This is a genomic window from Corallococcus aberystwythensis, from assembly GCF_003612165.1.
GTDB classification, from domain to species: domain Bacteria; phylum Myxococcota; class Myxococcia; order Myxococcales; family Myxococcaceae; genus Corallococcus; species Corallococcus aberystwythensis.
This window is the reverse complement of record NZ_RAWK01000036.1, coordinates 16,207-40,651: the sequence shown is the minus strand read 5'-3', so window position 1 is coordinate 40,651 and position 24,445 is coordinate 16,207. Positions and strand designations below refer to the sequence as shown.

At 70.1% G+C, this 24,445-nt stretch carries 21 protein-coding genes; 11 read left to right on the top strand and 10 right to left on the bottom strand.

Annotated features, from left to right (window positions below; translation table 11 throughout):
* Positions 1-50: 50 nt before the first annotated feature.
* On the bottom strand, positions 51-359 hold the full coding sequence (locus tag D7W81_RS44305; RefSeq protein ID WP_306440876.1) for a hypothetical protein: 309 nt from the start codon (positions 357-359) through the stop codon (positions 51-53).
* 1,411 nt (positions 360-1,770) lie between these two features.
* On the opposite strand from D7W81_RS44305, the gene D7W81_RS08140 reads away from it, so the two are divergent.
* Both D7W81_RS08140 and D7W81_RS08135 read left to right on the top strand, forming a co-directional pair.
* Entirely contained in the window at positions 1,771-2,718 is a 948-nt protein-coding gene (locus D7W81_RS08140; RefSeq protein WP_158621490.1) for an aminoglycoside phosphotransferase family protein, read from the top strand.
* Positions 2,719-2,729: 11 nt separating this feature from the next.
* Positions 2,730-3,752, top strand: a complete 1,023-nt coding sequence (locus D7W81_RS08135; RefSeq protein WP_120554768.1) for a polysaccharide deacetylase family protein — start codon at positions 2,730-2,732, stop codon at positions 3,750-3,752.
* Between the two features lie 10 nt (positions 3,753-3,762).
* Here the strand turns inward: D7W81_RS08135 and D7W81_RS08130 are convergent, their stop codons facing one another.
* The 3 genes from D7W81_RS08130 to D7W81_RS08120 are packed head-to-tail and all read right to left on the bottom strand — an operon-like array spanning position 3,763 to position 7,959.
* Positions 3,763-6,048, bottom strand: coding sequence for a peptidase domain-containing ABC transporter (locus D7W81_RS08130; protein ID WP_120554767.1), 2,286 nt, complete (start codon positions 6,046-6,048; stop codon positions 3,763-3,765).
* A gap of 9 nt (positions 6,049-6,057) precedes the next feature.
* Positions 6,058-6,996 (bottom strand): efflux RND transporter periplasmic adaptor subunit, encoded by a 939-nt coding sequence (locus tag D7W81_RS08125; protein WP_120554766.1) that lies wholly within the window; start codon positions 6,994-6,996, stop codon positions 6,058-6,060.
* Positions 6,997-7,050: 54 nt separating this feature from the next.
* On the bottom strand, positions 7,051-7,959 hold the full coding sequence (locus D7W81_RS08120) for an efflux RND transporter periplasmic adaptor subunit (protein ID WP_158621488.1): 909 nt from the start codon (positions 7,957-7,959) through the stop codon (positions 7,051-7,053).
* A 56-nt stretch (positions 7,960-8,015) separates the two neighbouring features.
* On the opposite strand from D7W81_RS08120, the gene D7W81_RS08115 reads away from it, so the two are divergent.
* Both D7W81_RS08115 and D7W81_RS08110 read left to right on the top strand, forming a co-directional pair.
* Positions 8,016-8,636, top strand: coding sequence for a DUF938 domain-containing protein (locus D7W81_RS08115; RefSeq protein WP_120554764.1), 621 nt, complete (start codon positions 8,016-8,018; stop codon positions 8,634-8,636).
* A gap of 23 nt (positions 8,637-8,659) precedes the next feature.
* Positions 8,660-9,250 carry a DUF938 domain-containing protein gene (locus D7W81_RS08110; protein WP_120554763.1) on the top strand — a complete coding sequence of 197 codons (591 nt, stop codon included), beginning with the start codon at positions 8,660-8,662 and terminating at the stop codon, positions 9,248-9,250.
* A 45-nt stretch (positions 9,251-9,295) separates the two neighbouring features.
* Here D7W81_RS08110 and D7W81_RS08105 read toward each other — a convergent pair whose 3' ends face one another.
* The gene (locus D7W81_RS08105; protein ID WP_147445381.1) at positions 9,296-9,865 is read right to left on the bottom strand and encodes a hypothetical protein; all 570 of its coding nucleotides are present in this window, start codon (positions 9,863-9,865) and stop codon (positions 9,296-9,298) included.
* A gap of 142 nt (positions 9,866-10,007) precedes the next feature.
* Entirely contained in the window at positions 10,008-10,766 is a 759-nt protein-coding gene (locus tag D7W81_RS08100; RefSeq protein ID WP_120554761.1) for a DUF1338 domain-containing protein, read from the bottom strand.
* 109 nt (positions 10,767-10,875) lie between these two features.
* On the opposite strand from D7W81_RS08100, the gene D7W81_RS08095 reads away from it, so the two are divergent.
* Positions 10,876-11,538, top strand: coding sequence for a hypothetical protein (locus tag D7W81_RS08095; protein WP_120554760.1), 663 nt, complete (start codon positions 10,876-10,878; stop codon positions 11,536-11,538).
* A gap of 45 nt (positions 11,539-11,583) precedes the next feature.
* Here the strand turns inward: D7W81_RS08095 and D7W81_RS08090 are convergent, their stop codons facing one another.
* Entirely contained in the window at positions 11,584-13,131 is a 1,548-nt protein-coding gene (locus D7W81_RS08090; RefSeq protein ID WP_120554759.1) for a hypothetical protein, read from the bottom strand.
* Between the two features lie 91 nt (positions 13,132-13,222).
* On the opposite strand from D7W81_RS08090, the gene D7W81_RS08085 reads away from it, so the two are divergent.
* The 3 genes from D7W81_RS08085 to D7W81_RS08075 are packed head-to-tail and all read left to right on the top strand — an operon-like array spanning position 13,223 to position 15,011.
* Positions 13,223-13,759 carry a hypothetical protein gene (locus tag D7W81_RS08085; protein ID WP_120554758.1) on the top strand — a complete coding sequence of 179 codons (537 nt, stop codon included), beginning with the start codon at positions 13,223-13,225 and terminating at the stop codon, positions 13,757-13,759.
* Between the two features lie 48 nt (positions 13,760-13,807).
* On the top strand, positions 13,808-14,401 hold the full coding sequence (locus D7W81_RS08080) for a hypothetical protein (protein WP_120554757.1): 594 nt from the start codon (positions 13,808-13,810) through the stop codon (positions 14,399-14,401).
* Positions 14,402-14,432: 31 nt separating this feature from the next.
* Positions 14,433-15,011 (top strand): hypothetical protein, encoded by a 579-nt coding sequence (locus tag D7W81_RS08075; protein WP_120554756.1) that lies wholly within the window; start codon positions 14,433-14,435, stop codon positions 15,009-15,011.
* A gap of 37 nt (positions 15,012-15,048) precedes the next feature.
* On the opposite strand, the gene D7W81_RS08070 is transcribed toward D7W81_RS08075, so the two are convergent.
* A complete protein-coding gene (locus D7W81_RS08070; RefSeq protein WP_120554755.1) occupies positions 15,049-15,801 on the bottom strand; it encodes a ferritin-like domain-containing protein in 753 nt (250 codons plus the stop codon).
* A 97-nt stretch (positions 15,802-15,898) separates the two neighbouring features.
* Positions 15,899-16,837 carry an AraC family transcriptional regulator gene (locus tag D7W81_RS08065; RefSeq protein WP_120554754.1) on the bottom strand — a complete coding sequence of 313 codons (939 nt, stop codon included), beginning with the start codon at positions 16,835-16,837 and terminating at the stop codon, positions 15,899-15,901.
* A 154-nt stretch (positions 16,838-16,991) separates the two neighbouring features.
* Between D7W81_RS08065 and D7W81_RS08060 the strand changes: the two genes are divergently transcribed.
* The 3 genes from D7W81_RS08060 (at position 16,992) to D7W81_RS08050 (ending at position 20,875) form a co-directional block, all read left to right on the top strand.
* Complete coding sequence (locus D7W81_RS08060; RefSeq protein WP_120554753.1) at positions 16,992-17,732, top strand: SDR family oxidoreductase; 741 nt, start codon at positions 16,992-16,994, stop codon at positions 17,730-17,732.
* Positions 17,733-17,797: 65 nt separating this feature from the next.
* Positions 17,798-19,312: a hypothetical protein gene (locus tag D7W81_RS08055; RefSeq protein ID WP_147445380.1), complete on the top strand. Its 1,515-nt coding sequence runs from the start codon at positions 17,798-17,800 to the stop codon at positions 19,310-19,312.
* A 9-nt stretch (positions 19,313-19,321) separates the two neighbouring features.
* A complete protein-coding gene (locus D7W81_RS08050; RefSeq protein ID WP_120554751.1) occupies positions 19,322-20,875 on the top strand; it encodes a hypothetical protein in 1,554 nt (517 codons plus the stop codon).
* Between the two features lie 51 nt (positions 20,876-20,926).
* Here D7W81_RS08050 and D7W81_RS08045 read toward each other — a convergent pair whose 3' ends face one another.
* On the bottom strand, positions 20,927-24,394 hold the full coding sequence (locus D7W81_RS08045; protein WP_120554750.1) for a methylmalonyl-CoA mutase family protein: 3,468 nt from the start codon (positions 24,392-24,394) through the stop codon (positions 20,927-20,929).
* Positions 24,395-24,445: the final 51 nt, after the last annotated feature.

Here is a 24,445-nt window from a genome sequence, read left to right as displayed (position 1 = left end):
GCTGCGCGCAGCTGGAATTCGAGTTGCTGCGGCTTTGTGCCCAGGTGGCTTCACGGCCCGGGCACCTGCTCCTCATCCAGTCGCTGCAGCGGGCCTTCCGGGGCATCGCGGACCGGCTGCTGCCCTTCATGGGCGGCGATGCGATGCGCCAGTGGGTCATCTGCGCGTTGGATGCGCTGTATGCGCGCGACGTGCAGGCGCTTCAGCACCAGCTGCCGGCGCTGATGAAGACGTACGATGAGCTTGTGCTCGACCAACTCGCTCCTGTCCCTCGGGAGCAGGCGGCCCCCGAGGCCCACCACGCTCAGGAGGGCAGCGTCGACGCCCCAGCGACAGACTCCGCGCAGGACGATGCGCACGAGACACACCCCTGCGGTGAGACGCGCGGCCCCGGTGCCCCCGTGTCAGTCACCAAGCAGGACGAGGCGTTAGAGGCATGCCACTGCGGTGAGACGCGTGGCCTCGGCGGCCCTGTGTCAGTCAACGAGCAGGACGAAGCGTTAGAGGCATGCCACTGCGGTGAGACGCGTGGCCTCGGTGTCCCCGTGTCAGTCAACGAGCAGGACGAAGCGTTAGAGGCACACCCCTGCGGTGAGACGCGTGGCTTCGGCGGCCCCGTGTCAGTCACCGAGCAGGATGAGGCATATGTGGCACAGCCCTGCGTTGAGACGTGTGGCCTCGGTGTCCCCGTGTCAGTCCCCGGGCAGGATGGGGCATATGAAGCACAACCCCGCGTTGAGACGGTTGGCCTTGGCGCCCTCGTGTCAGTCACCGAGCAGGACGAAGCGCTGGAGGCACGCCCCTGCGGTGAGACGCGTGGCCTCTGCGTTCCTACGTCAACCTGCGAGCAGGATGAGGCGTTTGATGCAGGTCTCCGCGCTGGGGAGCAGGGCCTTGGTCGTCTCGCGTCAGCCGCCAGGGAGGGCGATGCTCATGCGGCCCACCCCCAGAGTGGAGTGCATGACTGCGGCGTTACCGCGCCAGCCACAGCGCAGGACGATGCTCCTAAGGCACTCCCATGCGTTGAGGAGCGGGGCCTCCACCACCTCGCCGCGGTGGCCACGCAAGGCGATGCTCCCGAGGCACGTTCTTGTGTTGCGGAGAGGGGCCTCTTCGCGCCAATTGCCACACCGGATGATGCGTCTGAGACATGGCGCGCTTTGAGGTTGGCGACCCCGGCCGTCTCGCGCCCGCTACCGAGGACAACCGAGGCGCTTGGAGGGGCGTCCCCCTCCCATGGCGGGGACATTCCTGTGGCGCCGGACTGCGGGACGCCGCGGTTGCCTGCCGCCTCGGGGCTTACCCCCTGCGGACCTGCGGGTGAGGGCACCGGGAGAGACTTGCCGGGCGCGGTCTTGGGAAACCTGTCCGACTGACGGACAGGTCCGGACGCTTCGTCTCCGGAGGCAGGCCTCCCGCCCGAGCCTCCACCCTCCAATTCCCTCGGGGTGATGGCCAAGGAGGGCGGGCCGCCTCAGGGCTCCCACCCACCCGCGGGACAAGGGGCCCATGGGCTGTGCCCGTCTGACTCTTTCATCGCTCACTCCCAGAACAACCTGATTGAAGCTTTGATTGCCATCGCCTTGGGTGGAGCGCCTCCCGGATGCATCCGCCCGCGCGGTGCTTTCGCTCCGGACGTGTTCGCCTCCTTCTGGCGCGGCCTGCTCGGGCCTGAGCCACCTTCAACGCGGAACTTCCGCTCGCGGCCCGGGGTTCAGGGGATGCTGGATGTGGGGCGCGGTTCCCCGCCTTCGGAGGGCTCTCGCACGCATGGACACGCTGGCCGTTCCACCTCTTTCCTGGGAGGCCTTGCAGGCGATGCTGTCCGAGGGCCTGGGCCCGGACGTGGTGCTGGAGGAGGTTCGCGAATTGACGGGTGGGGTCGTCCACGTGGCGCTCCTGCTCATCACCACGGATGGCCGGCGCGCGGTGGCCAAGGTGTCGCGCACGGCGTGTGACGTGGACCTCGCCCGCGAGGCCCTGCATCTGGAGGCCCTGCGCCAGCGGGGACTGCCCGCGCCCCGTGTGTACGCCCACCTCGTGGGCACGGCGGACGCGCCTCGAAGTTGGCTGCTCATGGCCTTCCACGAAGGCGTGAGCCTGCTGGAGGCCCGCCAGCGCTGTGCGCCAGAGGCGTGGGACGGCCTCATGGCCCACCTGGGCGAGTTGCTCGCCACGCTCCACACCGTGCAGGGCACGGACTGGGGACCTGTGTCCGGTTCAGCGGGGCCCGGTGGCTTCGCTTCGTGGCCGGCCTTCTTCCGCTCCCTCTACTCGCCCGCCTGGGATGACGTGCGCGGCACCTCGCTGCTGCCTCCGGAGGCGAATGTTCGCATTGCCGCCGTGCATGCACGGCTGGATGCGCTGCTCGCGGATGCGGGCCCGCCGTGCCTCACGCACGGTGACCCGTTTGGCACCAACCTGCTCGCGTGTCCGGATGCGGACGGACGCTGGCGCATCAGCGCGATGCTCGACCCCTACCTGCGCTGGGGCTCGCCGGAGGCGGAGCTCGTGCGCCTGGAGGTCGCGGGCATCGCGTCCCCTTCGCTGCGGGAGACCTACGCGCGACTGCGCCCGGAGTCGGATGCACGCATGCGGGCCCACGCGCCGCTGTACCGCCTCTACAACGCGCTGGAGCAACTCGCGTTCCTCGTGGCCCGCCGGCGACAGGACGTCCTCGCCGCCCTGGATGTGCTCCCTCCGGTGGAGTCAGGGTAGGCTGGGTTTCCATGTTCCGACACTCCCTCGTCCTCCCGCGTGTCGCGCGGTGGCTGGCCTCGGCAGCCGCGCTGTCGGTCGCCGCCGCGTGCGCCACCACCCCTTCGTCTCCGGAAGCCGCCATGCAGACTCCTGCCGCGACGCCGTCCGCCGCCACGCCCGGGGCCCGGCCGCCCATCGAGGTGGCGGTGACATTCGACGACCTGCCGGCCCATGGCCCCGCCATCCCCGGCATGTCGCGCATGGCCGTCATCGAGTCGCTCAACGCGACGCTGCGCAAGCACCAGATGCCGCCCGCGGTGGGCTACGTGAACGGCCACCACGTGGAGTCCCGGCCGGACGAGCGCGAGGTGCTGAAGGCGTGGCTCGCGGCGGGCAACCAGCTGGGCAGCCACACCTGGTCGCACGCGAACCTGCGCGAGGTGGGACTGGATGCGTACCTGAAGGACATCGACCGCAACGAGCCGCTGCTGGCGGAGCTGGCCGGCACCGCGGACGACGGCCGCGCGTGGAAGACGTTCCGCTACCCCTACCTCCAGGAGGGCACGGACCTGCCCTCGCGAGACACCATCCGCAAGCACCTCTTCGCCAGGGGCTATCGCGTGGCGCAGGTGACCATCGACTTCGGGGACTGGGCCTGGAACGACGCCTACGCGCGCTGCGTGGCCGCGGGCAACACGAAGGCCCAGGAGTCGCTGCGCGAGGGCTTCCGCAAGACGGCGGTGAACTTCCTGCGCTGGGCGGACGCCGCGGGGCAGCAGGCCACCGGCCACCGCATGCGCCACGTGCTGCTGCTGCACGCGGGCGCCTTCCAGGCCCAGACGCTGGACGCGCTCCTGACGTCCTATGAGAAGGCCGGCGTGCGCTTCATCACCCTGGACGAGGCCCTGCAGGACCCCGCCTACGCGGTGGACCCCGGCGTGGGGGACACCTGGGGCTCCAGCTTCCTGGAGCAGCTCATCGAGGGGAAGCGGGTCCCCCATCCGCCGTTCCCGCTCCAGCCGCTGGACGTGCTGGACGCCGTCTGCCGGTAGCGCCCCGCCGTCAGCGCAGCTGGGCCGCGACCAGCTGCGCGTAGCGCCCTCCGTTGGCGAGCAACTCGTCGTGGCGGCCCGCCTCCACCAGCCGGCCGCCGTCCAGCGTGAGGATGAGGTCCGCGTCCATGATGGTGCTCAGCCGGTGGGCGATGACGATGCGCGTGCAGGACAGGTCCGCGAGCGCGCGCTGTACCTGGGCCTCGGTGATGGCGTCCAGCGCGCTCGTGGCCTCGTCCAGCAGCAGGACGGACGGCTTGCGCACCAGCGCCCTCGCCAGGGCCAGCCGCTGCCGCTGGCCGCCGGACAGGGACGAGCCCTGGTCCACCAGCGGGGACTCGTAGGCCATGGGCATGGCCATGATTTCGTCGTGCAGCTGCGCCTGCTTCGCGGCCTCCACCACGGCGTCCAGCGGCAGGCTGGGGTCCGTGAGCGCGATGTTGGCGCGCACGCTGTCGCCGAACACGTAGGGGCTCTGCATGACGATGCCCAGCTGGCGGCGCACGTCGCGCAGGTCCATCTCGAACAGCTCCTGCCCGTCGTAGAGGATGCGGCCGGAGTCCGGCCGGTACATGCCCAGGAGCAGCTTCGCCAGCGTGGACTTGCCGGAGCCGGAGCGCCCCACCAGCGCCACCAGCTGCCCGGGGCGGATGTCCACGGAGATGTCCTCCAGCGTGGTGGGCCCCTGGCGCGTGTAGCGGAACGACACCTTCTCCAGCGTGATGCCGCCCTTCAGGCGCGGGGTGGGGCGCACCTGGCGCACGGCCTGTTCACGCGGCGTGTCCAGCACGTCGTTGATGCGCGCCAGGTACGTGCCCAGCAGCTGGAACTGGATGACCGTGGCCACCAGGTTGGACAGCGGGCCCAACAGGCCCAGCGCCAGCGAGTTGAGCGCCAGCATCGCGCCCAGGCTCAGGTTGCCGTCCAGCACCTGCGCCGCGCCGAAGCAGAGGATGAACAGGGGCGAGCCCAGGCGCAGCACGCCCAGGAGGGACTCGGTCATCAGCGTCAGCCGGCCGCGCTCCAGCGACACGTTGAGCACGTCCACGAAGAGGCTGGACCAGTGCTCCAGCGCGCGCGGCTCGCAGCCCGTCGCCTTGAGCGTCTCCATGCCCGCCAGCACTTCAATCTGGTACGCCTGCGAGCGCGCCTCCGTCTCCAGGTTGCGCGACATGAGCTCGCGCTGGCGCTTCTTCGCGCCCAGGAAGATGGCGATTTGAAGCAGGCCCAGCACCACCACCAGCGCGCACAGCGCGGGGCTCGCCACGAGCAGCACCGCCAGGTACGCCAGCACCATGGAGCCGTCCAGGATGCCCGACAGCGCGCCTGACGTCAGGAGCTCGCGCACGATGGAGTTGCTGTTGAGGCGGTTGCTCAGGTCGCCCGCGGTGCGCTGCTGGAAGAAGACGTACGGCAGCTCCATCAGGTGTTCCAGGAAGCCCAGCGTCACCCGCACGTCGAACTCCGTGCGCAGGTGCAACAGCAGGTGCGAGCGCACGAGCGACGTGAGGAACTGGAAGAGCAGGAGCCCCACGGAGCCCGCGCCCATCACCCACAAGAGCGCCCGGTCCCCCCGGGGGATGACGCGGTCGGTGACGAGCCCGACGAGCAGGGGCGGCCCCAGCGCGAACACCTGCACCATCACGGACGTGGCGAGGATGCGGAAGAGCAGCGCACGCTGGGTCAGCAGGTGGTGCGCATAGCGCCAGACGGTGCGCGGCGGGCGTTTGGCGGGCTCGAAGGTGTCGGACGGCTCCAGCAGCACCGCCACGCCGGTGAAGTGCCGCCGGAACTGCTCCAGGGGCAGCGAGCGCCGGCCCATGGCCGGATCCACGATGTCCACCCAGCCCGCGCGCAGCCGCTCGAAGACGACGAAGTGGCGGAAGTCCCAGTGCAGGATGCTGCCGGTGGGCAGGAACTCCAGCTCCTCCAGTTCCAGGCGCGTGCCCCGGCCCCGCAGGCCGTAGCGGTGCGCGGTGTCCAGGATGTCCAGGGCGCTGACGCCGTTGATGCTCACGCCCATCACGTCGCGCACCTCCTCCAGCGGCACCTCGCGGCCGTACCAGGCCAGCACCATGGAGAGGCAGGCGGCGCCGCACTCCGACACGCTCACCTGCTGCACGAAGGGCACGCGGCGCTGGGTGGGACGCGGGCCCAGCCGGCGCAGCACCGGGAAGCGGTCCAGCAGGGAGGGCTCTCCGGATGGACCGGGCGGCGGCTTCGGTGCCGGCCCGGCGGACGGATTCAGGGGTGGCTCGGGCGACGGCTCGGGCGCGGAGGGCTCGGGGGCGGACATGGGGAGATTTCAGGGCCAGAGCGCGCGCAGGCCGGGGACGAGCAGGAGGAGGATGGGCCGCGAGCGCACGCGCGCATCCGCCTGGCCGAGCATCCCGTCGAAGTACTGGATGTTCGCGCCATCCGCCTCGAAGGCGCGCGAGGCCAGCCGCGCGCGCACCATCACCACCGCGCCGCTCACCTCCACGCTGGAGGACAGGGTGGGGCCCAGGGCGCGCTGCACCTCGTGCGGGCCCACCACCTCGCCGCCCACCTCGTCGATGGTGAGCTCCTGGTACTGGTGGGGAAAGCCGCGCAGCTCCAGGCGCAAGGGGCCGCCGGGGACGAGCAGGGGCCGGTACTCGCCGGGCAGCAGCGCCGTCACCAGCGTGGCGGCGTCCGCGCTGACGAGCGATGCGACGACCTCGCCTTCCGCCAGGTGCTGGCCCCGGTGGATGCGCACGTCGTTGACGATGCCCGCCTCCGGGGCGCGCACGGTCCACTGGTCCAGCCGCACGCGGGCCAGCTCCAGCTGCGCGCGCAGGGACGAAAGCGACTGGCGGGCGCCCTCATCGGACGGGTCGCGCAGGCGGCGGCGCAGGAGCAGCTCGAACTCGCGCTCGTAGCGCTCCAGCTCCGCCAGCTCCTGCGGCGCGCCCAGCCGCGCCAGCACCTGGCCCGCGGCGACGCGCTGGCCGCTGCGGACCTCCACGGAGGCCACGGTGCCCCGCACGGGCGAGGGCAGGTCGACGCGGCCCTCCAGTCGGATGACGGCGGGGCCTTCCGCGTACTCGGAGACGTGGACGACCGCGCTGAAGAGCAGGGCGAAGACGCACGCGCCCAGGAGCACCCAGAAGACGGGCGTCGTCCACGCGGGCGCCAGGCGCAGCAGTCCGCCACGCTCCCAGCCTTGCGTGTAGTGCTCGAGGGCCTCCGTGCGGAACAGTCTGGCCCGGTCGTCCTCTGCCACGGCGGTCGCGTCTCCTCGGGGCAAAGCGTAGTCCGCCCCCGAGGGGGGCGCCAGCTAGCGGGCCTGCACGGGGCGGGGGACGACGCGCGCGGCCGTGCCCACGATGACGGAGGTCACGTCACCGGGGGCGTCGAAGGTGGCCAGCGCGAACACCATCCGCGAGGCGGCGTCCACTTCCGGTGCGATGCGCTCCACATGACCTGGCAGGGTGCGGCCGGACGAGGACAGCTCCAGCCCCACCGGGGCGCCCGCGCGCACCTCGCCCAGCTGTTCTTCCGGGATGGCGAAGCGCACCTGCACCGGCCCCGTGCGCAACAGCCGCACCAGGGGGGCGCCCCCGTGGACGCGACCGCCGGCGTCCACGAAGCGCTCCACCACGCGGCCCGCGAAGGGGGCGCGCAGGGTGGTATCCGCCAGCCGCTTCCGGGCCTGGGCGAGCGCGGCCTGCCGCTCGCGGACGCCGGCCAGCGCGGCGGAGTGGCGGACCTGGGCGGCCTTCTGCTGGTAGCGCGTCTGGGACAGCTCCGTCTCGGAGAAGGTCTCCGTGGGGGAGCGCAGGTAGCGCTCCAGCAGCTCACTGGCGGCCTGGGCCTCCAGCGAGGCGCGGTCGGCTTCCGCCTGGGCGGCGGCCAGCCGGGCCTCGGCCATGGCGGCCTCCTGCTGGAGGGGCGTCGGGTCCAGGCGGCCCAGCTCCGTGCCCGCCTCCACCGCGTCGTCCAGGCGCACCGTGAGCCGCTCCAAGACGCCGTCGAACGGAGCGCTGACGTCCGCGCTCTCGCTGATGACGACGCCCACGAAGCCCAGGCGGCCGGAGGGCAGGGGCGCGGTTACGGCCTCCGGCTCCGTCCGTTCCCGGGGCAGGGGCGCGGGACGGGAGGCGCGGGAGCCCGCCCAGAGGGCCACGGCGAGCACGCCGGCCAGCGCGGTGCCTCCCAGGATGCGTGTGCGCGTGCTGCTCTTCACCGGATGGGTGCTCCTCGCTGGGGCGGCGGATGATAGCGCGAGGATAGGATGGGGGCATGAAGCGGCATATCCCCGCCATTGAACGCAACCGCGGACTGCTCAGCGACGTCCTCCGGGAGGTGCTGCCCTCGGAGGGCACGCTGCTGGAGGTGGACAGCATCCCAGGCAAGCTCTCGACCTTCAGCGGCCTCCGCTATTTCTTCCCGGGGCTGACCCTCCAGTTCGCGAGTGCGGACCCGGAGGTGCTGGCGGACATCGAAACGAGGCGCGTGCAGGAGGGGCATGCCAACATCCTGCCCTCCCCCCTGCTGGATCCGAGTTCGGACACGTGGCCGGTCACGCACGCGGACGCCATTCTCTGTGTGTACATGATCGACAGAGCTCCGTGGGAGGCCTGCCAGGGATTGATGCGGGGCGCGGGGCGGGTGCTGCGCCCAGGCGGACCACTGGTGCTGTACGGGCCCTTCCTCGTGGAGGGAGTCGAGACGCCGCGCAACCGTACCCTCGACGAATCGCTCCGCTCGCGCGACCTGTCCCACGGCGTGCGCGAGTTGGAGGCGGTGATCGAGGAGGCCGCCCGCCACGGGCTCCAGTGCGAGCGTGTGGCGGAGAATCCCATGGAAAACTTCACGGTGGTGTTCCGCCGGGAGGGCCTTCCCCCGGGGCGGCGGGGATGATGGCGCGAGGATAGGGTGGGGGCATGAAGCGTCACGCCCCCGCCACCGACCGCAACCGCGAACCGCTCCTCGCCGTCCTCCAGGAGGTGCTGCCCCCGGAGGGCACGCTGCTGGAGGTGGCGAGCGGCACGGGCCAGCATGCGGCCTTCTTCGCCCGGGCCTTCCCGGGGCTGACCTGGCAGCCGACGGATGGGGACCCGGCGGCGCTGGAGAGCATTGACGCGTGGTGCACCGAGGAGGGGCTGACCAACGTGCTGCCCGCCCGCGTGCTGGATGCGAGCTCGGACACGTGGCCGGTGGCGCACGCGGACGCCCTGCTCTGCGTGAACATGATCCACATCGCGCCGTGGGAGGCCTGTCAGGGATTGATGCGGGGCGCGGCGCGGGTGCTGCGGCCGGGCGGGCGGCTGGTGCTGTACGGGCCCTACTTCGTGGAAGGGAAGCAGACCGCGCCGGGCAACCTCGCCTTCGATGAATCGCTCCGCTCGCGCGACCCGGCCTGGGGCGTGCGCGAGCTGGGCGCGGTGACGGCGGAGGCCGAACGCCACGGGCTCCAACGCGAGCGCGTGGTGGAGATGCCGAGCAACAACCTCACCGTGGTGTTCCGCCGGTAGGGCCTTCCACCGGGACGGCGTTCTCCCCGCCGTCCCGGCGTGTGGCTACATGCCGGGGCAGTGGCCGCCCTTCAGCTGACGGGCGGTCTCGTGGACCTCGTCGATGAGCTGGCGCTTCTGCATCTCATTCTGGGCGGAGTAGGTGATGGTGATGCCCTCCGGCGTGTCCGTCGCCACCGCCTTGGAGAGAACGGAGGGGGCCCCGGCCATGCCCTGGGTGCCGCCGCCGCCGGTGCCGCTATCGTCAAGGCCGTCCTGGATTTCCGTGGGGCTGTCGCCCAGGTCCTCCTCCTGCGCCAGGTCCATGGGCGTCTGCGCGTTGGTGCGCTGGGACTGCTCGTTCAACATCCGCCGGGCACGCGTCTGGAGGTCCGCCACCTGCGACGGGTCGGACGTGGTGAACATGAGCGACACGCCGTCGGAGGTGTCCTGCGTCTGGACCTGCGTGCCCGGCACCGACATGGGGCAGCGTTGATCCGCCGAGGCCGACATCGCGGTGGACGAGGACATCGGCTGCTTCGACTCCTCCTTGTGCATTCCCTTCTTGGAACAACCGGCGGAGAAACAAAGCGCCGCGGCCGCGGCGAGCGTCAATGGAAGTCGGAACATGGGCATGCTGTGCCTCCTCTGTCGTGGGTTCGTCGTGCGGCAAGGTGGAGAGGCGGCTCCACCCTCGCAACACGTCCCCCGACGCCGCTGTGCCTGAAGGCCCCACCCCCGGGATGGACCCCTCCATCCCGGAGCGGACAGGCGGGTCTCAGCCTCGCTTCGTCATGTCGAACAGCGCGCGGGCCTGCGGCCCCAGGAACCCGTCGAACCCTCCCGAGCGCTCGGCAATCTCAAAATACGCATACGGCCATGCGCGCGTGCCACCGCCCCGGAGCGTCAGGGGCAGCGGAGCCGCGTGCGTGGCCGTCTGCCGGAGCGACGTGCCGGGCGCGCCCTCGATGTCTGTCTTCATGGGCACGCCCGCTTCCCGCATGCGCCGCTGCCACGCCTCCACGTCATCCACCGCGCCGGTGAAGTGATTCACCTTGCGGCCGAAGGCCAGCAGCCACGCGCCGTACTGCGTCTCCTTCTCCAGCTCCAGCAGCGAGCCTTCATCCGGAGGCGGCGGCGCCGTGAACCACGCCGCCAGCGCCTCCACATCCTCCGGCGGGGGCGGATCCACCGGCAGCGCCGCAAGCAGCTCGCGGGCACGCGGCGACAGCTCCTCCGACTTCAATTCGGACAGGAAGACGCGCGGCAGTCCTTCCGGGTGCGACAGGTAGATGGCGGACAGGTGCGCGTCCGGGAACGTGTACGTGCCGGCCGGCCGCCACCCGAACCGCTCGAACACGCGGGAGAACAGGGCGATGCCTCCCTCCGGCCGCGCGAGCGTGCGGAACGCGACGTGGTCGTTGCGGAAGCGTCCCCCGGACAGCGCCACGAAGGTGCGCGCGAAGGGGACTTCGGAGGCATAGCGCTCCCACAGCAGGTCCAAGAGCCGCGAGGCGTCGGAAGCGGAGGTCGTCATGCCCGGCAGTCTACGCCGCGCTCTCCGGGGCTTTGAGCGTCATCCGCCTTCCGTATTAACAAGCGAAGGCCCGCTTAGGGCGGAAGCGTTGAATACAAGGACACGGACCATGAACGGAATGAAGATGGGGCTCCTGGCCCTGGTGTCGGGCCTGCTGCTGGCGTGCGGAGGGACGGTGGACACGGAGACCGCCGCGCCCGAGCTGGCGCGGCAGGAGAAGGCCCTGTGCGGTACCTGCGGCGACTTCATCTGCGACCCCGGCACGGAGAACCCCTTCAACTGCCCGCAGGACTGTGGCAGCGGGCCCATCTGTGGCGACTCCGTGTGTTGTGACGGCGAGACGCCGTCCAGCTGCGCCCAGGACTGCCCCTTCCTGTCGGACTTCTGCTACGTGACGCCCCTGGGGTTCGCGTCCGCGTCCGCCGCCGGCCTTTGCGCCGTCTGCGGTGACAGCTATTGCGACCCCAGCGCGGAGAACAGCTACAACTGCCCGCAGGACTGCGGCAGCCCCGGCGGCTACTGCGGCGACAGCGTGTGCAATCCCAACACGGAGAACAGCTACAACTGCCCGCAGGACTGCGGCAGCCCCGGCGGCTACTGCGGCGACAGCGTGTGCAATCCCAACACGGAGAACACCTACAACTGCCCGCAGGACTGCCGGTTCGGACCCATCTGTGGTGACTCCGTGTGCTGCGACGGCGAGACGCCTTCCAGCTGCGCCCAGGACTGCCCCTTCCTGTCTGACTTCTGCTACGTGACGCCCATCAATTGAAGTGCATTCCGGGCGCCCCGCTCCAGCCGGGCGCCCGGGCGGCCTTCAGCGCAGCTCCACGCCGAGCCCGCCGAAGGTCATGGCCTCCTGGTGACCGCCATCTCCGGAGTGCGTCATCGGCGCCTCCGCGAGCCCCACCGCCACCAGCGAGTCCCCGTCCGCGTCCACCCCCAGCAGGTGGAAGTGGCGGCCCTGTCCCTCGGGGCCGGGCCGCTGCGTGCGCACCGTCTGGCCATCACTGGACGCCAGCGCGAGCAGGGGCCCGGCGCCGCGCGAGATGCTCATCCCGCCGTACCACCGGTCCCATCCGGAGGCGCCCACGGCGACAAGCCCCGCGTCCGTCCAGCGCAGCGCGGAGAAGTGGTCCGCGCGGCCCGTGTCCACGCGGTGCTCGAAGCGCAGTGCGCCCGAGTCGAGCGACAGCACGCCCAGGTAGCCGTCGTAGGGCGTCATCCGGTCCTGCGCCCCCGGAGCGGACGGGTAGTAGGCGAGGGTGCCATCCGCGCCCTCCGTCACCACGGTGCCCGCGAGCGCTACGTCCCCCTCCCGCACCGCCATGTCGAAGACGACGAACTCCGCCGCCCGGGCGGGGACGAAGACGTGCGTCCCGATGCGTGTCCCCACCGGAGTGAAGGCCGTCACGGCGAAGGGCTGGCGCTCGGTGTCCACCGGCGTGGTGACGTCGTCACCGGAGCGGCAGTGCACGGAGGTGAAGTCATTGAACGTGCGGCTGGAGGCCAGGCAGCGCGAGCTGTTCCAGGTGCGGCCCACCACCAGCCGTCCGTCCACGTCCACCGCGAGCAGCGGACGGAGCGGGGCCTCGCGCCAGCGGAACTCGTCGTAGGCCCAGGCGGCTGGCTGCGTGGAGTGGCTTCCGTCCACGACGCGGGTCCACTGCTCGGTGTAGCGCCCGTCCGTCCACTGGAGCGTCATCAGGCCTGACGCCAGCTCCTGCGTCGTGGGCCCGCCCTCCGGAATGGCCACGAGCGACAGGAAGGCCACGGCCACGTCCTCGCCGCGCGCCTCCGTGCGCAGCCAGCCGTCCGTGAGGGCATGCACCCAGGGCGACTTCATGCGGAACACTGGAGAGGGCAGGGTGCCTCCCAGGTCGGAGCCGGGCACCGTCGCGGGGGCGGGCAGCGGCTGCCGCGACAGCACCTGCCCGTCTATGGACAGGCGCACCAGGTCGAAGGCCTCCGCCGTCGCGTCCGTGCGCTCGACGCCCAGGGTGGTCTCCCCGGAGGGGTGCACGGTGAAGTCGCTCAGGTGTTCGCCGGCCCCGGCGTCGAACCGCCACGACTGCGTGCCGTCCTGCGCGGACACGGTGAGCCGGCGGGTGTCCCGTCCTTCCGCGTCCCGCGTCGTCTCCAGCACGAAGGTGCGTCCGGAGACCCGCCGCACCTTGAGCCCACCGAAGCCCGCGCGCGGCTGCACCCGCGAGGACGGCGTGCCCTGGTCGAACGCCCGGGCGAGCCCGGACGCCGCGCAGTCCGCGCCCTCGCACGGCGACGCGGGCCCGTCCGTCCCGGTGCAGGCGGAGGCGCCCCACGACAGCAGGGCGCCCAGCAGATACCGCGTCCGACGGAGGGTCATGGCTCGCATGCCCTCTCATACGGAGGCACGCGGCCCGGCGGGTCGTGCGTGCTCCTCCGGGGCCATGGCTCCGGCGGCTAGGATACGGGCCATGGCCCTCTCTCCGCGCACCGTGCTGCCGCTGCTGGCCTGTGGCTTCTGCGTCTCGTCCTGCTACTGGCTGGACAACCTGCCCAGGGCCTCGGGCGAGTGCACGGGCACGCATCAGGGGCGGCGGGTGCACTGGCCCATCGAGGAGCGCTCCTCGCTGGTGCACCGCTCCGGGCCGGGCGAGCTGCCGGACACCTTCATCGCCCTGAGCTACACGCCGGAGGACGAGCCGGTCCTGGAGGGCTTTGGCGTGGACATCCACCTGGTGGACGGCGCGCGCGTGGAGGAGGACCGCACCGTGAGCCTCCGCCCTCGTGAAGGGCAGCTGGTGCCCGTGGAGCCGTCACTGGTGTCGCGGTGGGTGGGCAACATCGGCGCGGCGTCCGGCTATCTCTCCGTGCCCGGGGTTCCGGTGGAGGGCTCGGTGACGCTGGACGAGGTGACGGCGGTGGCCGCGGAGGGGCGCTTCGACTACCGCTATGCGGACGGCGCCCAGCTGACGTGCACCTTCGAGGTCCTCGAAGCCTCCGGTGAATGACGCGGCGGGACTGACGAGAGGGGTGGGGACCCTGGTTAGGATGGACGGATGCTTCGACTCCTGTCCCGCACCGCGCTGCCGCTGCTGGCGTGCGCCCTGTCCGCCGGTTGTGATTCCGTTCCCAAGCCCGAAGGCGAATGCCGGGGGGCGTATGGCGCCCAGAGCGTGGTGTGGCCCATCAGCGAGAACGCCCTGATGACCCCGTCCTTCCACTTCGATGGGGCCCAGGGCACGCAGCTCTACCTGGCCTACGTGCCGGAAGGCGCCACCGGCCTCCAGGACTTCGGGGTGACCATCCAGATGCCGGGAGAGCCCACGGTGGCCGGCGAGCCGTGGACCGTGAAGCTCCTGCGCCAGGGAGACGCGCTGGTGGCCGAGGACACGTCCCGGATCCGCGAGTGGGGCGCGTTCATCGGCCTGGGGCAGGCGGGCTTTCCCTCCGTCACCGGCGTCCCGGTGGAGGGAACGCTGACGTTGGACCGGCTGGTCCACGGAGATGGCCAGGCCCAGGGCCGGTTCGTCTATCGCTATGAGACCGGGGGCGAGCTGACGTGCACCTTCAACATCACGGACCGGCTCTACTTCAGCGAACCCGACTTGAGTGACGGCGGCGGCGGCGGTGGTGACGATGACGACGACTGAGCGGCACGGCGGGGATTGATAGGCTCAAGCCATGGGTGTCCACGACTACCGATGCAGCGTCTGCGGTCCTCCCTCGTCGTTCGAGTGCGGTGAGAAGACCGGCAAGGAGTGCGAGGAGGAGGGCATCGGCAACGATGAGGCCATCCTGGACCTGTTCTTCTTCGCCGCCGACGAGGCGCCCGAAGACGTCGAGTCCTTCGAGGAGGCCCGGGGCCGCGCCCGGCGCACGCGGACGCAGCCCTTCGGCTACGACTGGGGTGAATGGGAGTTCGTCCCCAGCCTCAACTACCGCGAGCTGCTCATGGACGACGACGACGCCACGGGCGTCTGGTGCATCGAGCCGTTCGACGAGGACGCGAGCGACGGCAGCCCCGTGTCGCTGGAGATTCCGGAGGGCGAGCGCGTCTGGGTGGTCAACTACTGCCCCATCTGTCACCCGCTGTTCGCGGAGGGCAAGACGCCCGCGGACGAGCCCTGTCTGGAATACCTCCGGGCCATCGCGGAGAACCTGGACCTGGACTTCGACGGCGTGAAGGGGAGCGCGGACAAGCCCCGCTTCATCGCCACCGTGCGGGAGCGCGTCGCGCGGCGGCGGCCCGTGACCCGCTGACGGGGGCCTGCCGTCCTCGTGGCGGCGGCCAGGGCGGTCAGCCGGTGGAGCTCCGCGTGCTGGTGACGCGGATGTCGTCCGGAAGGTTGGCGACCCATTCGGTGACCTCCTCCAGGTGGAGCGTCTCTTCGCGCAGGACCTCGCGGAAGGCATCCACCAGGTCGGGCGGTCCCAGCTCCTGGGCCAGGTCCACGAGCAGCGCCCAGCCCGCGTTGTTGAGGATCTCCGAGATGAGCACCGCCCGCAGCGCGTCCTGGAGCGTGGCGCACGGGTCGTCCACGGCCCGGAGCAACCCATGGGTCCTCGGATCCGCGCTGTCTCCCTGCGCCATCATCCGGGGGGCGTCCACCCCGAGCCGGTAGATGCACTCGCGGATGAGGTTGAGGTGGTCCAGCTCCTGGTTGTGCAGCTCCACCAGCCGCTCCGGCGTGGGGCCACCGGGGTAGCTGCCCAGGACATGGGTCTTCATCAGCAGGCCCGCGTAGAGCCGCGAGCTGGTCCGCTCGAACGCGAGCCGCTCCCGCAGCTGGGCGACGAAGAGCAGGGGCGTGGGGCCCTCCGCGGCCTGGAGCGCGTTTCCCACCACCTCCTGGAAGTCCGGCAGGTGCAGCTCGCCCAGGTGCCCCGCGATGCGCATGAGGTGCACGCGCAGGAACCGCACGGCGCTGCCCGTGGGAGGCAGGGCGGAGTCCCGGAACCGCTCCTCGTGGGCCACCTGCTCCAGCTCCTCCACGGTGAGCTGTTCCGCCGCGTGCTTCAGCCCCCAATCACTCCCTTCTCCAGATGACATCGCGACCCTCCCCTGGGGCATGCATTCCGGCGCGATGGCCCCGGAAGGGGGCACAACGTGGAAACGATGCGCTGGGACCGCCATCGGCCCTGGGGGGTTAGCGCACCGCCGCCGGGGAGGAGCCCAGGGACTCCCGCAGCCTCGCGATGTCACGGGAGGGTGGTGCACCAAACATCCGGCTGTACTCGCGGCTGAACTGGGACGGGCTCTCGTAGCCCACGGAGTGGCCCGCCATCGCCGCGTCCATGGCCTGGGCCAGCATCAGACGGCGGGCCTCCTGGAGCCGCAGCTGCTTCTGGTACTGCAGCGGGCTCATCGCGGTGACGGACTTGAAGTGGTGGTGGAGCGCGGACGGGCTCATGTGGACCGCGCGCGCCAGCCGTTCAATGCGCAGCGGCGCGGCGTAGTGTTCCTTGAGCCAGTGGATGGCGCGGGTGACGGACTCCCGGCGGCTGTCCGCCACGGCGATGCGCCGCAGCCGTTCGGAGTTCTCCCCGGACAGCAGGCGGTAGAGGATTTCGCGGATGATGAGCGGCGCGAGCACCGGGATGTCGCGCGGCGTGTCCAACAGCCGCACCAGCCGCGACGTCGCGTCCAGGAGCGGCGCGCCCACCGGCCCCAGCGCCAGGCCCCGGACCATGTCCGTGGGTCCGGGCGCGTCCAGCTCCGCCTCCATCATCAGGCTGCCCAGCTGCCCGGGCTCCAGGTCCAGCCGGAAGCAGAGGTAGGGCGCGGCGGGCGAGGCCTCCACCACCTGCCCCGTGACGGGCAGGCCCACCGACGCGACCAGGCACTGGTCCGGGCCATAGACATACAGCTCCTCGCCCAGCATCACCTGCTTGCGGCCCCGCGCCACGATGCACAGCGCGGGTTCGTGCAGCGCGTGCAACGGCGTGGTGGGCTGGGAGGCGCGGATGAGCACCACGCGGGGGATGGCGGTGGGGTGGATGCCATCCGTGGGCGTGTGGCGCTCCAGGAGGGCCGCCAGCTCGGACAGGTGCGGGCTTGGGGCGGAGGCGGGACGGGCGGTCGGCATGCACTCCCGTCTTAACCCCTGCCGGGAACGGGCGCTCGTGCAGGAATGGGCAAGAGTCCGCGAGCATCCGGATACCGCCGTTCCCACGGTCCTTGAGAGGGTGCGTTCATCCCCGGCGCCCTTCCCGCGCCGGGCCTTCAAAGGACACAAAGCGATGACGACGAACATCCAGGGCAAGGTCGTGGCGATCACGGGCGCGAGCAGCGGCATTGGCGAGGCGACGGCCCGCCTGCTCGCCGCACAGGGCGCGAAGGTGGTGCTGGGCGCGCGCCGGACGGACCGGCTGGAGACGCTGACGGGCGAACTGCGGACGAAGGGCGGTGAGGCGCGCTACCGGGCGCTGGACGTGACGAAGCGCGAGGACGTGCAGGGCTTCGTGGACTTCACGCTGAAGGAGTTCGGGCGGCTGGACGTGCTCATCAACAACGCGGGGGTGATGCCGCTGTCCAAGCTGGAGGAGCTGAAGGTGGAGGAGTGGGACCGGATGGTGGACGTGAACATCCGGGGCGTGCTGCACGGCATCGCGGCGGGGCTGCCGGTGATGAAGCGTCAGAAGTCGGGGCAGTTCATCAACCTGTCTTCCATTGGCGGGCACTCGGTGGTACCGACGGCGGCGGTCTACTGCGCCACGAAGTACGCGGTGATTGCCATCTCGGAAGGCCTGCGTCAGGAGGTGGGCGCGGACATCCGCGTGACGGTGATTTCCCCGGGCGTCACCACGTCGGAGCTGGCGGAGAGCATCAGCGACCCCGCGTCGCGTGAGTACATGCGCGAGTTCCGCAAGGGCGCGATCCCCGCGGAGGCCATCGCCCGGTCCATCGCGTATGCCATCAGCCAGCCCGCGGACGTGGACGTGAGCGAAATCATCATCCGCCCCACTTCCAGCGCGTACTGATAGTGCATTGGCCGGGTGTCAGACGTGGCATAGGGTGGGCGTCCTGCTGAGGGGGAGCCCATCCAATGCCCGTGTTGAAACGCCCGCTGTCTGCCTTCATGCTCGGCGCCTGTCTGTTCGCGCTGAGCGCCTGTGATTCCAAGGACGACCCCACGCCCGACGCGGGACCCGGCGTGGACGCCGGGACCGATGCCGGTTCGGACGCGGGTTCCACCGAGCAACCGCCGCCCGTCATCCCTGAGGGCCACACGCTGCTGACGCCCTCGCCGGAGCGCCAGACCCTGGCCTGGGACGGGGCGGTGAAGCCGCCGCGGCTCGCCTTCGTGGCCCGGTCCGGGCGGCACTATGACTTCGCCGCGGAGGCGCGGCAGCAGGGCTACGTCCTGACCCTGCGTGACGCGGCGGGCGTCACGCTGGACCAGTTCGACCCGCGGCCAGGCTTTCCCTTCACCTGGCACTGGTCGGGGCTCACCGAGGGGGCCGTCTACACCGTGGAGCTCTCGCAGGGGCCCTCCGCGGCCGGGGAAGCGTGGGTCTTCCGCTTCCTGGACCAGGGCCTGGATGACCACGGGGACCTGCCCCTCACCGCGTCCCCGTGGGGCGCCCTGGAGCAGCCCCTGACGGGCCTGGGCGAGCATTCCGGTGAACGGGACGTGCTGTCCTTCGCCACCGTGGCGGACCATGTCTACGCCATCGACTGCACCTTCCCGGCCCAGGACTGGCAGCTGTACTTCTTCAACCTCGAGGGGGCGAATTACAGCGTCGTGAACAGCGACGCGTTCGCGCAGACGCAGGCCGCCACGGCCTTCAAGTCCCAGGGCGGGCTGCACCTCGTCTCCATCCAGGACCTGCGCCCGGCTCCGTCGTCAGAGACGTACAGCTGCGTGTTGAGGGACAAGGGCCTGGAGGACCACGGAAACCTGTTCAACACCGGGACCCAGCTGCCCCAGGGCACGACGTCCGCGCAGGGGAAGCTCGACTACATCGAGGACGTCGACGTCTTCGACCTGGGCGTCCTGCCCGGGCACTTCTACCGGGCGTCGTGCACCCTGGAGGGCCCGACGCCCTGCAACGTCCACGCGGAGCACGGCTCCGACCAGACAGACCCGCATCCGAGTGTGACCTTCAAGGCGGAGCAGTCCCGGCACTTCGTGTGGGCGCAGGGGGACCGCGTCGTTCCGGCACGGTGGACGGCGCTCCCCTATACCCTCCAGTTCGAGGACCTGGGCACGGATGACCACGGTGACTCCACGTACACGGCGACGCCGCTCAAGGGACTGTCGCAAACCGTCCAGGCCCGCTTCTTCGTCCTCAACGACCACGACGTCTTCTCCTTCCAGACCGTCGAGGGACAGCGCTACCAGTTCAGCTCGCCGTGGCGGGAGGGACAGGAGCAGGTGTTCTCCTTCATCACCACTGAGCAGGGCAGCGCCCAGGTGGCGCCCCGCACGCACGTCGGTTCGAACTGGGTCCAGACCTTCACGGCCCCGGCAACGGGGACCTACTTCGTCGAGTTCCGCGCGGGCATCGAAGCGAACCTGGGCGACTACACCTTCCAATTCGAAGCGCTGACCCCCTGAGCGCCACCCATGAACATGATGAAACAATCCCTGTCTGCCTTCCTGCTCGGCGCCTGTCTGTTCACGCTGGGCGCCTGTGATTCCAAGGATGACCCCACGCCCGACGCGGGCACCGCCGTCGATGCCGGCTCGGATGCGGGGACCGACGCCGGGACGGAACAACCGCCGCCTGTCATCCCGGAGGGCCACACGCTGCTGACGCCGTCCGCGACGGAGCTCCACGCCGTTCCCTGGGAGGACGCGGGGACCCCGCTCCGGTTCGCCTTCGTGGCCCAGGCCGGGCACCACTACGACTTCGTCGTCGAGGCGGGCAATGAGGGCTACGTCCTGGACCTGCGGGACGGTGCAGGGAATTCGCTCGAGTACAAAGTCCTGTCCCACTCCGTCAGCGCCACCCCCGATGTGTGGCATTGGTCCGGGTTCACGGAGGGCGCCGTCCAGGCGCTGGAGTTGACGTGGTTCTCCGAGTACTCGGAGGCCCCCCGGTTGCCCTTCACCTTTCGCCTCGTGGACATGGGCCCGGACGACCACGGGGACCTCTATGCCACGGCGACGCCCTGGACGCCCTCGGAGCAGGTCCTGACGGGGAGCGGTGAGCACTGGGGAGAGCGGGACCTGCTCTCCTTCCAGAGCGTGGCGGACAATGTCTACGCACTCGAGTGCACCTTCCCCACGCCGTACTGGGACCTCTCCATCCTCAACTTTCGCGGACAGCGCTACGGCGTCACCGACAACACCACCTTCGAGGAGACCCAGGCGGCCACGGCCTTCAAGTCCCCAGGGGGTGTGTTCTATGCCTCCATCAAGGACCAGAAGGACAACACCTCCACCCAGCCGTACACCTGCGTCTTGAAGGACATGGGGAAGGAGGACCACGGGGACTCCATGCAGACCGCCACCGCGCTCGCGGCGGGCACTGCGTCCGTGCAGGCGAAGTTTGAAACCTTCACGGATACGGATGTCTTCTCCCTGGGCGTCGTGTCCGGTCACCACTACCGGGCGTCGTGCACCCTCGACGGCAACAGGCCATGCGAGGTCCGGACCGCCGCACCGGGCGGCGAGTTCGTCAGTCCGCAGGGTGACCGCACGAGGGCCGCCTTCAAGGCTTCGCAGTCCACGCACTTCGTGAGCGTGAACACCTCCCCGGTCGTGCCGACACGTTGGGTGGAAGGGCGCTACACCCTCCAATTCGAGGACCTGGGCGCGGATGACCACGGGGACACGCTGGCCACGGCGACACCGCTGACGGGCCCGACGCAGGCGGTGTCCGCCCGCATCCTGGACCCGGTCGACCACGACTTCTTCTCCTTCCAGGCCACCGCCGGTCAGCGCTACCAGTTCGCCTGTGATTGGAAGGACAGCCCGGGCCAGGTGCAGTTCTACGCGGACTTCCGCGACGCGCAGGGCAACTGGGTGTCGTACTCGCGCGAGCACGTGGGCGCGCGCTGGGTGCAGACCTTCACGGCGCAGGGCTCCGGCACCTACGGCATCGACCTGCGGACGGACCCCACGTTCACCGTCCTGGGGGACTCCACCTGCCAGTTCGACGTGCTGGCCCCCTGATGAACCGGCGCCGCGGTCCCGGGACACCTGCCCGGGACCGTGGCGCTCGCATCACATGTTGCGCCGGTACTGGCCGCCCACTTCGTACAACGCGCGGGACAGCTGGCCCAGCGTGCACACCTTGCAGGCGTCCATCAGCGCGCCGAACACGTTGCCGTTGTCCAGGGCCGCGCGGCGCACCGCCTCCAGCGCCTCGGGCGCCGTCTTCGCGTTGCGCTTCCAGAAGGCGTCGCGGGACGTGATGGCGTAGTCCTTCTCATCCTTCGTCGCGCGGATGACTTCCGGCGGCGTCACGGTGGGGGAGCCCTTCGGATCCAGGAAGGTGTTCACGCCGATGATGGGCAGCGTCCCGTCGTGCTTCTGCATCTCGTAGTAGAGCGACTCTTCCTGGATCTTGGAGCGCTGGTACATGCGCTCCATGGCGCCCAGCACGCCGCCGCGCTCGGAGATGGCGCGGAACTCGTTGAGCACCGCCGCCTCCACCAGGTCCGTCAGCTCCTCGATGATGAACGAGCCCTGGTTGGGGTTCTCGTTCTTCGACAGGCCGAACTCCTTGTTGATGACCAGCTGGATGGCCAGCGCGCGCCGGACGCTCTCCTCCGTGGGCGTGGTGATGGCCTCGTCGTAGGCGTTCGTGTGCAACGAGTTGCAGTTGTCGTTGAGCGCCAGCAACGCCTGCAGCGTGGTGCGGATGTCGTTGAAGGCAATCTCCTGCGCGTGCAGGGACCGGCCGGACGTCTGGATGTGATACTTCAGCTTCTGCGACCGGTCGTTGCCGCCGTACTTGTCCCGGATGGCCTTGGCCCAGATGCGGCGGGCCACGCGCCCCAGCACCGCGTATTCCGGGTCCATGCCGTTGGAGAAGAAGAACGACAGGTTGGGCGCGAAGTCGTCGATGTGCATCCCGCGCGACAGGTAGTACTCGACGAAGGTGAAGCCGTTCGCCAGCGTGAAGGCCAGCTGGGAGATGGGGTTCGCCCCGGCCTCAGCGATGTGGTAGCCGCTGATGGACACCGAGTAGAAGTTCCGCACCTTCTGGTCGATGAAGTACTGCTGGATGTCGCCCATCACGCGCAGGGCGAACTCGGTGGAGAAGATGCAGGTGTTCTGCGCCTGGTCCTCCTTGAGGATGTCCGCCTGCACCGTGCCGCGCACCGCCTGGAGCGTGGACGCGCGAATCTTCGCGTAGACGTCCGCGGGCAGCACTTCATCCCCGGACACGCCCAGCAGCAGCAGCCCCAGCCCGTCGTTGCCCTGGGGCAGTTCGCCCTGGTAGCGCGGACGCGGCAGGCCGCGCTCCTTGTAGAGGGCGTCAATCTTCTTCTCGACCTCGTCCACCTTGCCGTTGGCGCGGATCCACTTCTCGCACTGCTGATCCACCGCGGCGTTGAGGAAGAAGCCCAGCAGCATGGGGGCCGGGCCGTTGATGGTCATGGACACGGACGTGGACGGGTCCGCCAGGTCGAAGCCGGAGTAGAGCTTCTTCGCGTCGTCCACGTTCGCGATGGACACGCCCGAGTTGCCCACCTTGCCGTAGATGTCCGGCCGGTGGTCCGGGTCCTCGCCGTACAGCGTCACCGAGTCGAACGCCGTGGACAGGCGCTTCGCCGGCAGGCCGCGCGACACGTAGTGGAAGCGCTTGTTGGTGCGCTCCGGGCCGCCCTCGCCCGCGAACATGCGCGCGGGGTCCTCGCCCTCGCGCTTGAGCGGGAAGACGCCCGCGGTGAACGGGAAGGCGCCCGGCGCGTTCTCCCGCAGCAGCCACGTCAGGATGTCGCCCCAGTCCTCATACTTGGGCAACGCAATCTTGGGCACGCGCAGGTGCGACAGCGTCTCGCTGATGAGGTCCAGCTCGATGACCTTGTCGCGCACCTGGAACTGGTACTTGGACGCGGCGTAGCGCTTCTTCGTCGCGGGCCACTCGGCCAGCAGGCGCCGGCAGTCCGCATGCAGGCGGCTCTCCAGGTCCTGGTACAGCGCCACCAGGTCGCCCAGGTACGCGGGTTCGCCCTCCACGCGCTCTGTCACCTGCACCACGTCGGTGGCGTCCTTCGGCTCGACGATTTCGAGCTTCTTCTTGCCCACGTTCTGGCGCAGGGCCTGGATGGTGCCGTGCAGCTGGTACATGCGCCGGGCGATGGCGGCCTGGGCGCGCACGAAGCCGTCGTAGGACTCGCAGGCTTCGACGATCTCCGCCAGGTAGCGCGTGCGCTCCGGGGGGATGATCCACTTCTTCTCGCTCATGCCGGGCGTGAGGGAGAAGCGGCTGTCCAGCGTGGCGCCCGTCTTCTTCACCAGCGCGTCGATGAGGGCCCGGTAGAGCGTGTTCATGCCCGGGTCGTTGAACTGCGACGCGATGGTGCCGTACACGGGCACCGCGTCCTCGGCCAGGGTGAAGGCGTTGTGGTTGCGCTTCCACTGCTTGCGCACGTCGCGCAGCGCGTCCAGCGACCCGCGCTTGTCGAACTTGTTGATGGCGATGACGTCCGCGAAGTCGAGCATGTCGATCTTCTCGAGCTGCGTCGCCGCGCCGTACTCGGCCGTCATCACGTAGAGCGCCACGTCCGAGTGCTCGGTGATCTCCGTGTCCGACTGCCCGATGCCGGAGGTCTCCACCACGATGAGGTCGAAGCCCGCCGCCTTGCAGACTTCAATGGAGTGAGCGACGTGCCGGGACAGGGCCAGGTTGCTCTGACGGGTGGCCATCGAGCGCATGTAGACGCGCGGGTTGTCGATGGCGTTCATGCGGATGCGGTCGCCCAGCAGCGCGCCGCCGGACTTGCGCTTGGACGGATCCACGGAGAGCACGGCGAGCGTCTTGTCCGGGAAGTCCGCCAGGAAGCGGCGCACCAGCTCGTCCACGAGGCTGGACTTGCCGGCGCCACCGGTGCCGGTGATGCCCAGCACGGGCACGCGCGGCGCCTCCACGCTGGCGGCCTGGAGCGCGGTGCGCAGCTCCTCTCCGGCCTCCGCGAAGTTCTCCGCGATGGTGATGAGCGACGCGATGCGCTCCGGCTCGCGCGGCAGGGGCTGCTTCAACAGGCCCTTGTAGTCCGCCGGGCGCTTCTCGAAGTCACATTGGGAGATGAGGTCGTCAATCATCCCCTGGAGGCCCATGGCGCGGCCGTCGTCCGGGGAATAGATGCGAGCGACACCGTACTGGTGCAGCTCCTCGATCTCCGTGGGGAGGATGGTGCCGCCGCCGCCGCCGAACACCTTGATGTTCGCGCCGCGCTCGCGCAGCAAATCAATCATGTACTTGAAGTACTCGACGTGGCCGCCCTGGTAGGACGTGAGGGCGATGCCCTGGGCGTCCTCCTGGATGGCGCAGTCGACGATCTCCGCCACGGACCGGTTGTGGCCCAGGTGGATGATCTCCGCGCCGGAGGACTGCATCAGGCGGCGCATCACGTTGATGGCCGCGTCGTGTCCGTCAAAGAGGCTGGCGGCCGTGACGATGCGGACGTGGTGGCGGGGCCGGTACGGCTGGGGAGCGGTGGTCGGTTGGGGGTGTCGCACGGGCGTACACTAGGAGTGCGGTGCAGGCCCGGCAAGCGATTGAGACAGACG

What these genes read in the sequence shown, in the direction of transcription:
- D7W81_RS08140 (WP_158621490.1), top strand. Translation starts at nt 1,771, where the DNA reads ATGGACACGCTGGCCGTTCCACCTCTTTCCTGGGAGGCCTTGCAGGCG.
- D7W81_RS08135 (WP_120554768.1), top strand. Translation starts at nt 2,730, where the DNA reads ATGTTCCGACACTCCCTCGTCCTCCCGCGTGTCGCGCGGTGGCTGGCC.
- D7W81_RS08130 (WP_120554767.1), bottom strand. Translation starts at nt 6,048, where the DNA reads ATGTCCGCCCCCGAGCCCTCCGCGCCCGAGCCGTCGCCCGAGCCACCC.
- D7W81_RS08115 (WP_120554764.1), top strand. Translation starts at nt 8,016, where the DNA reads ATGAAGCGGCATATCCCCGCCATTGAACGCAACCGCGGACTGCTCAGC.
- D7W81_RS08110 (WP_120554763.1), top strand. Translation starts at nt 8,660, where the DNA reads ATGAAGCGTCACGCCCCCGCCACCGACCGCAACCGCGAACCGCTCCTC.
- D7W81_RS08105 (WP_147445381.1), bottom strand. Translation starts at nt 9,865, where the DNA reads ATGCCCATGTTCCGACTTCCATTGACGCTCGCCGCGGCCGCGGCGCTT.
- D7W81_RS08100 (WP_120554761.1), bottom strand. Translation starts at nt 10,766, where the DNA reads ATGACGACCTCCGCTTCCGACGCCTCGCGGCTCTTGGACCTGCTGTGG.
- D7W81_RS08095 (WP_120554760.1), top strand. Translation starts at nt 10,876, where the DNA reads ATGAACGGAATGAAGATGGGGCTCCTGGCCCTGGTGTCGGGCCTGCTG.
- D7W81_RS08090 (WP_120554759.1), bottom strand. Translation starts at nt 13,131, where the DNA reads ATGACCCTCCGTCGGACGCGGTATCTGCTGGGCGCCCTGCTGTCGTGG.
- D7W81_RS08085 (WP_120554758.1), top strand. Translation starts at nt 13,223, where the DNA reads ATGGCCCTCTCTCCGCGCACCGTGCTGCCGCTGCTGGCCTGTGGCTTC.
- D7W81_RS08080 (WP_120554757.1), top strand. Translation starts at nt 13,808, where the DNA reads ATGCTTCGACTCCTGTCCCGCACCGCGCTGCCGCTGCTGGCGTGCGCC.
- D7W81_RS08075 (WP_120554756.1), top strand. Translation starts at nt 14,433, where the DNA reads ATGGGTGTCCACGACTACCGATGCAGCGTCTGCGGTCCTCCCTCGTCG.
- D7W81_RS08070 (WP_120554755.1), bottom strand. Translation starts at nt 15,801, where the DNA reads ATGTCATCTGGAGAAGGGAGTGATTGGGGGCTGAAGCACGCGGCGGAA.
- D7W81_RS08065 (WP_120554754.1), bottom strand. Translation starts at nt 16,837, where the DNA reads ATGCCGACCGCCCGTCCCGCCTCCGCCCCAAGCCCGCACCTGTCCGAG.
- D7W81_RS08060 (WP_120554753.1), top strand. Translation starts at nt 16,992, where the DNA reads ATGACGACGAACATCCAGGGCAAGGTCGTGGCGATCACGGGCGCGAGC.
- D7W81_RS08055 (WP_147445380.1), top strand. Translation starts at nt 17,798, where the DNA reads ATGCCCGTGTTGAAACGCCCGCTGTCTGCCTTCATGCTCGGCGCCTGT.
- D7W81_RS08050 (WP_120554751.1), top strand. Translation starts at nt 19,322, where the DNA reads ATGAACATGATGAAACAATCCCTGTCTGCCTTCCTGCTCGGCGCCTGT.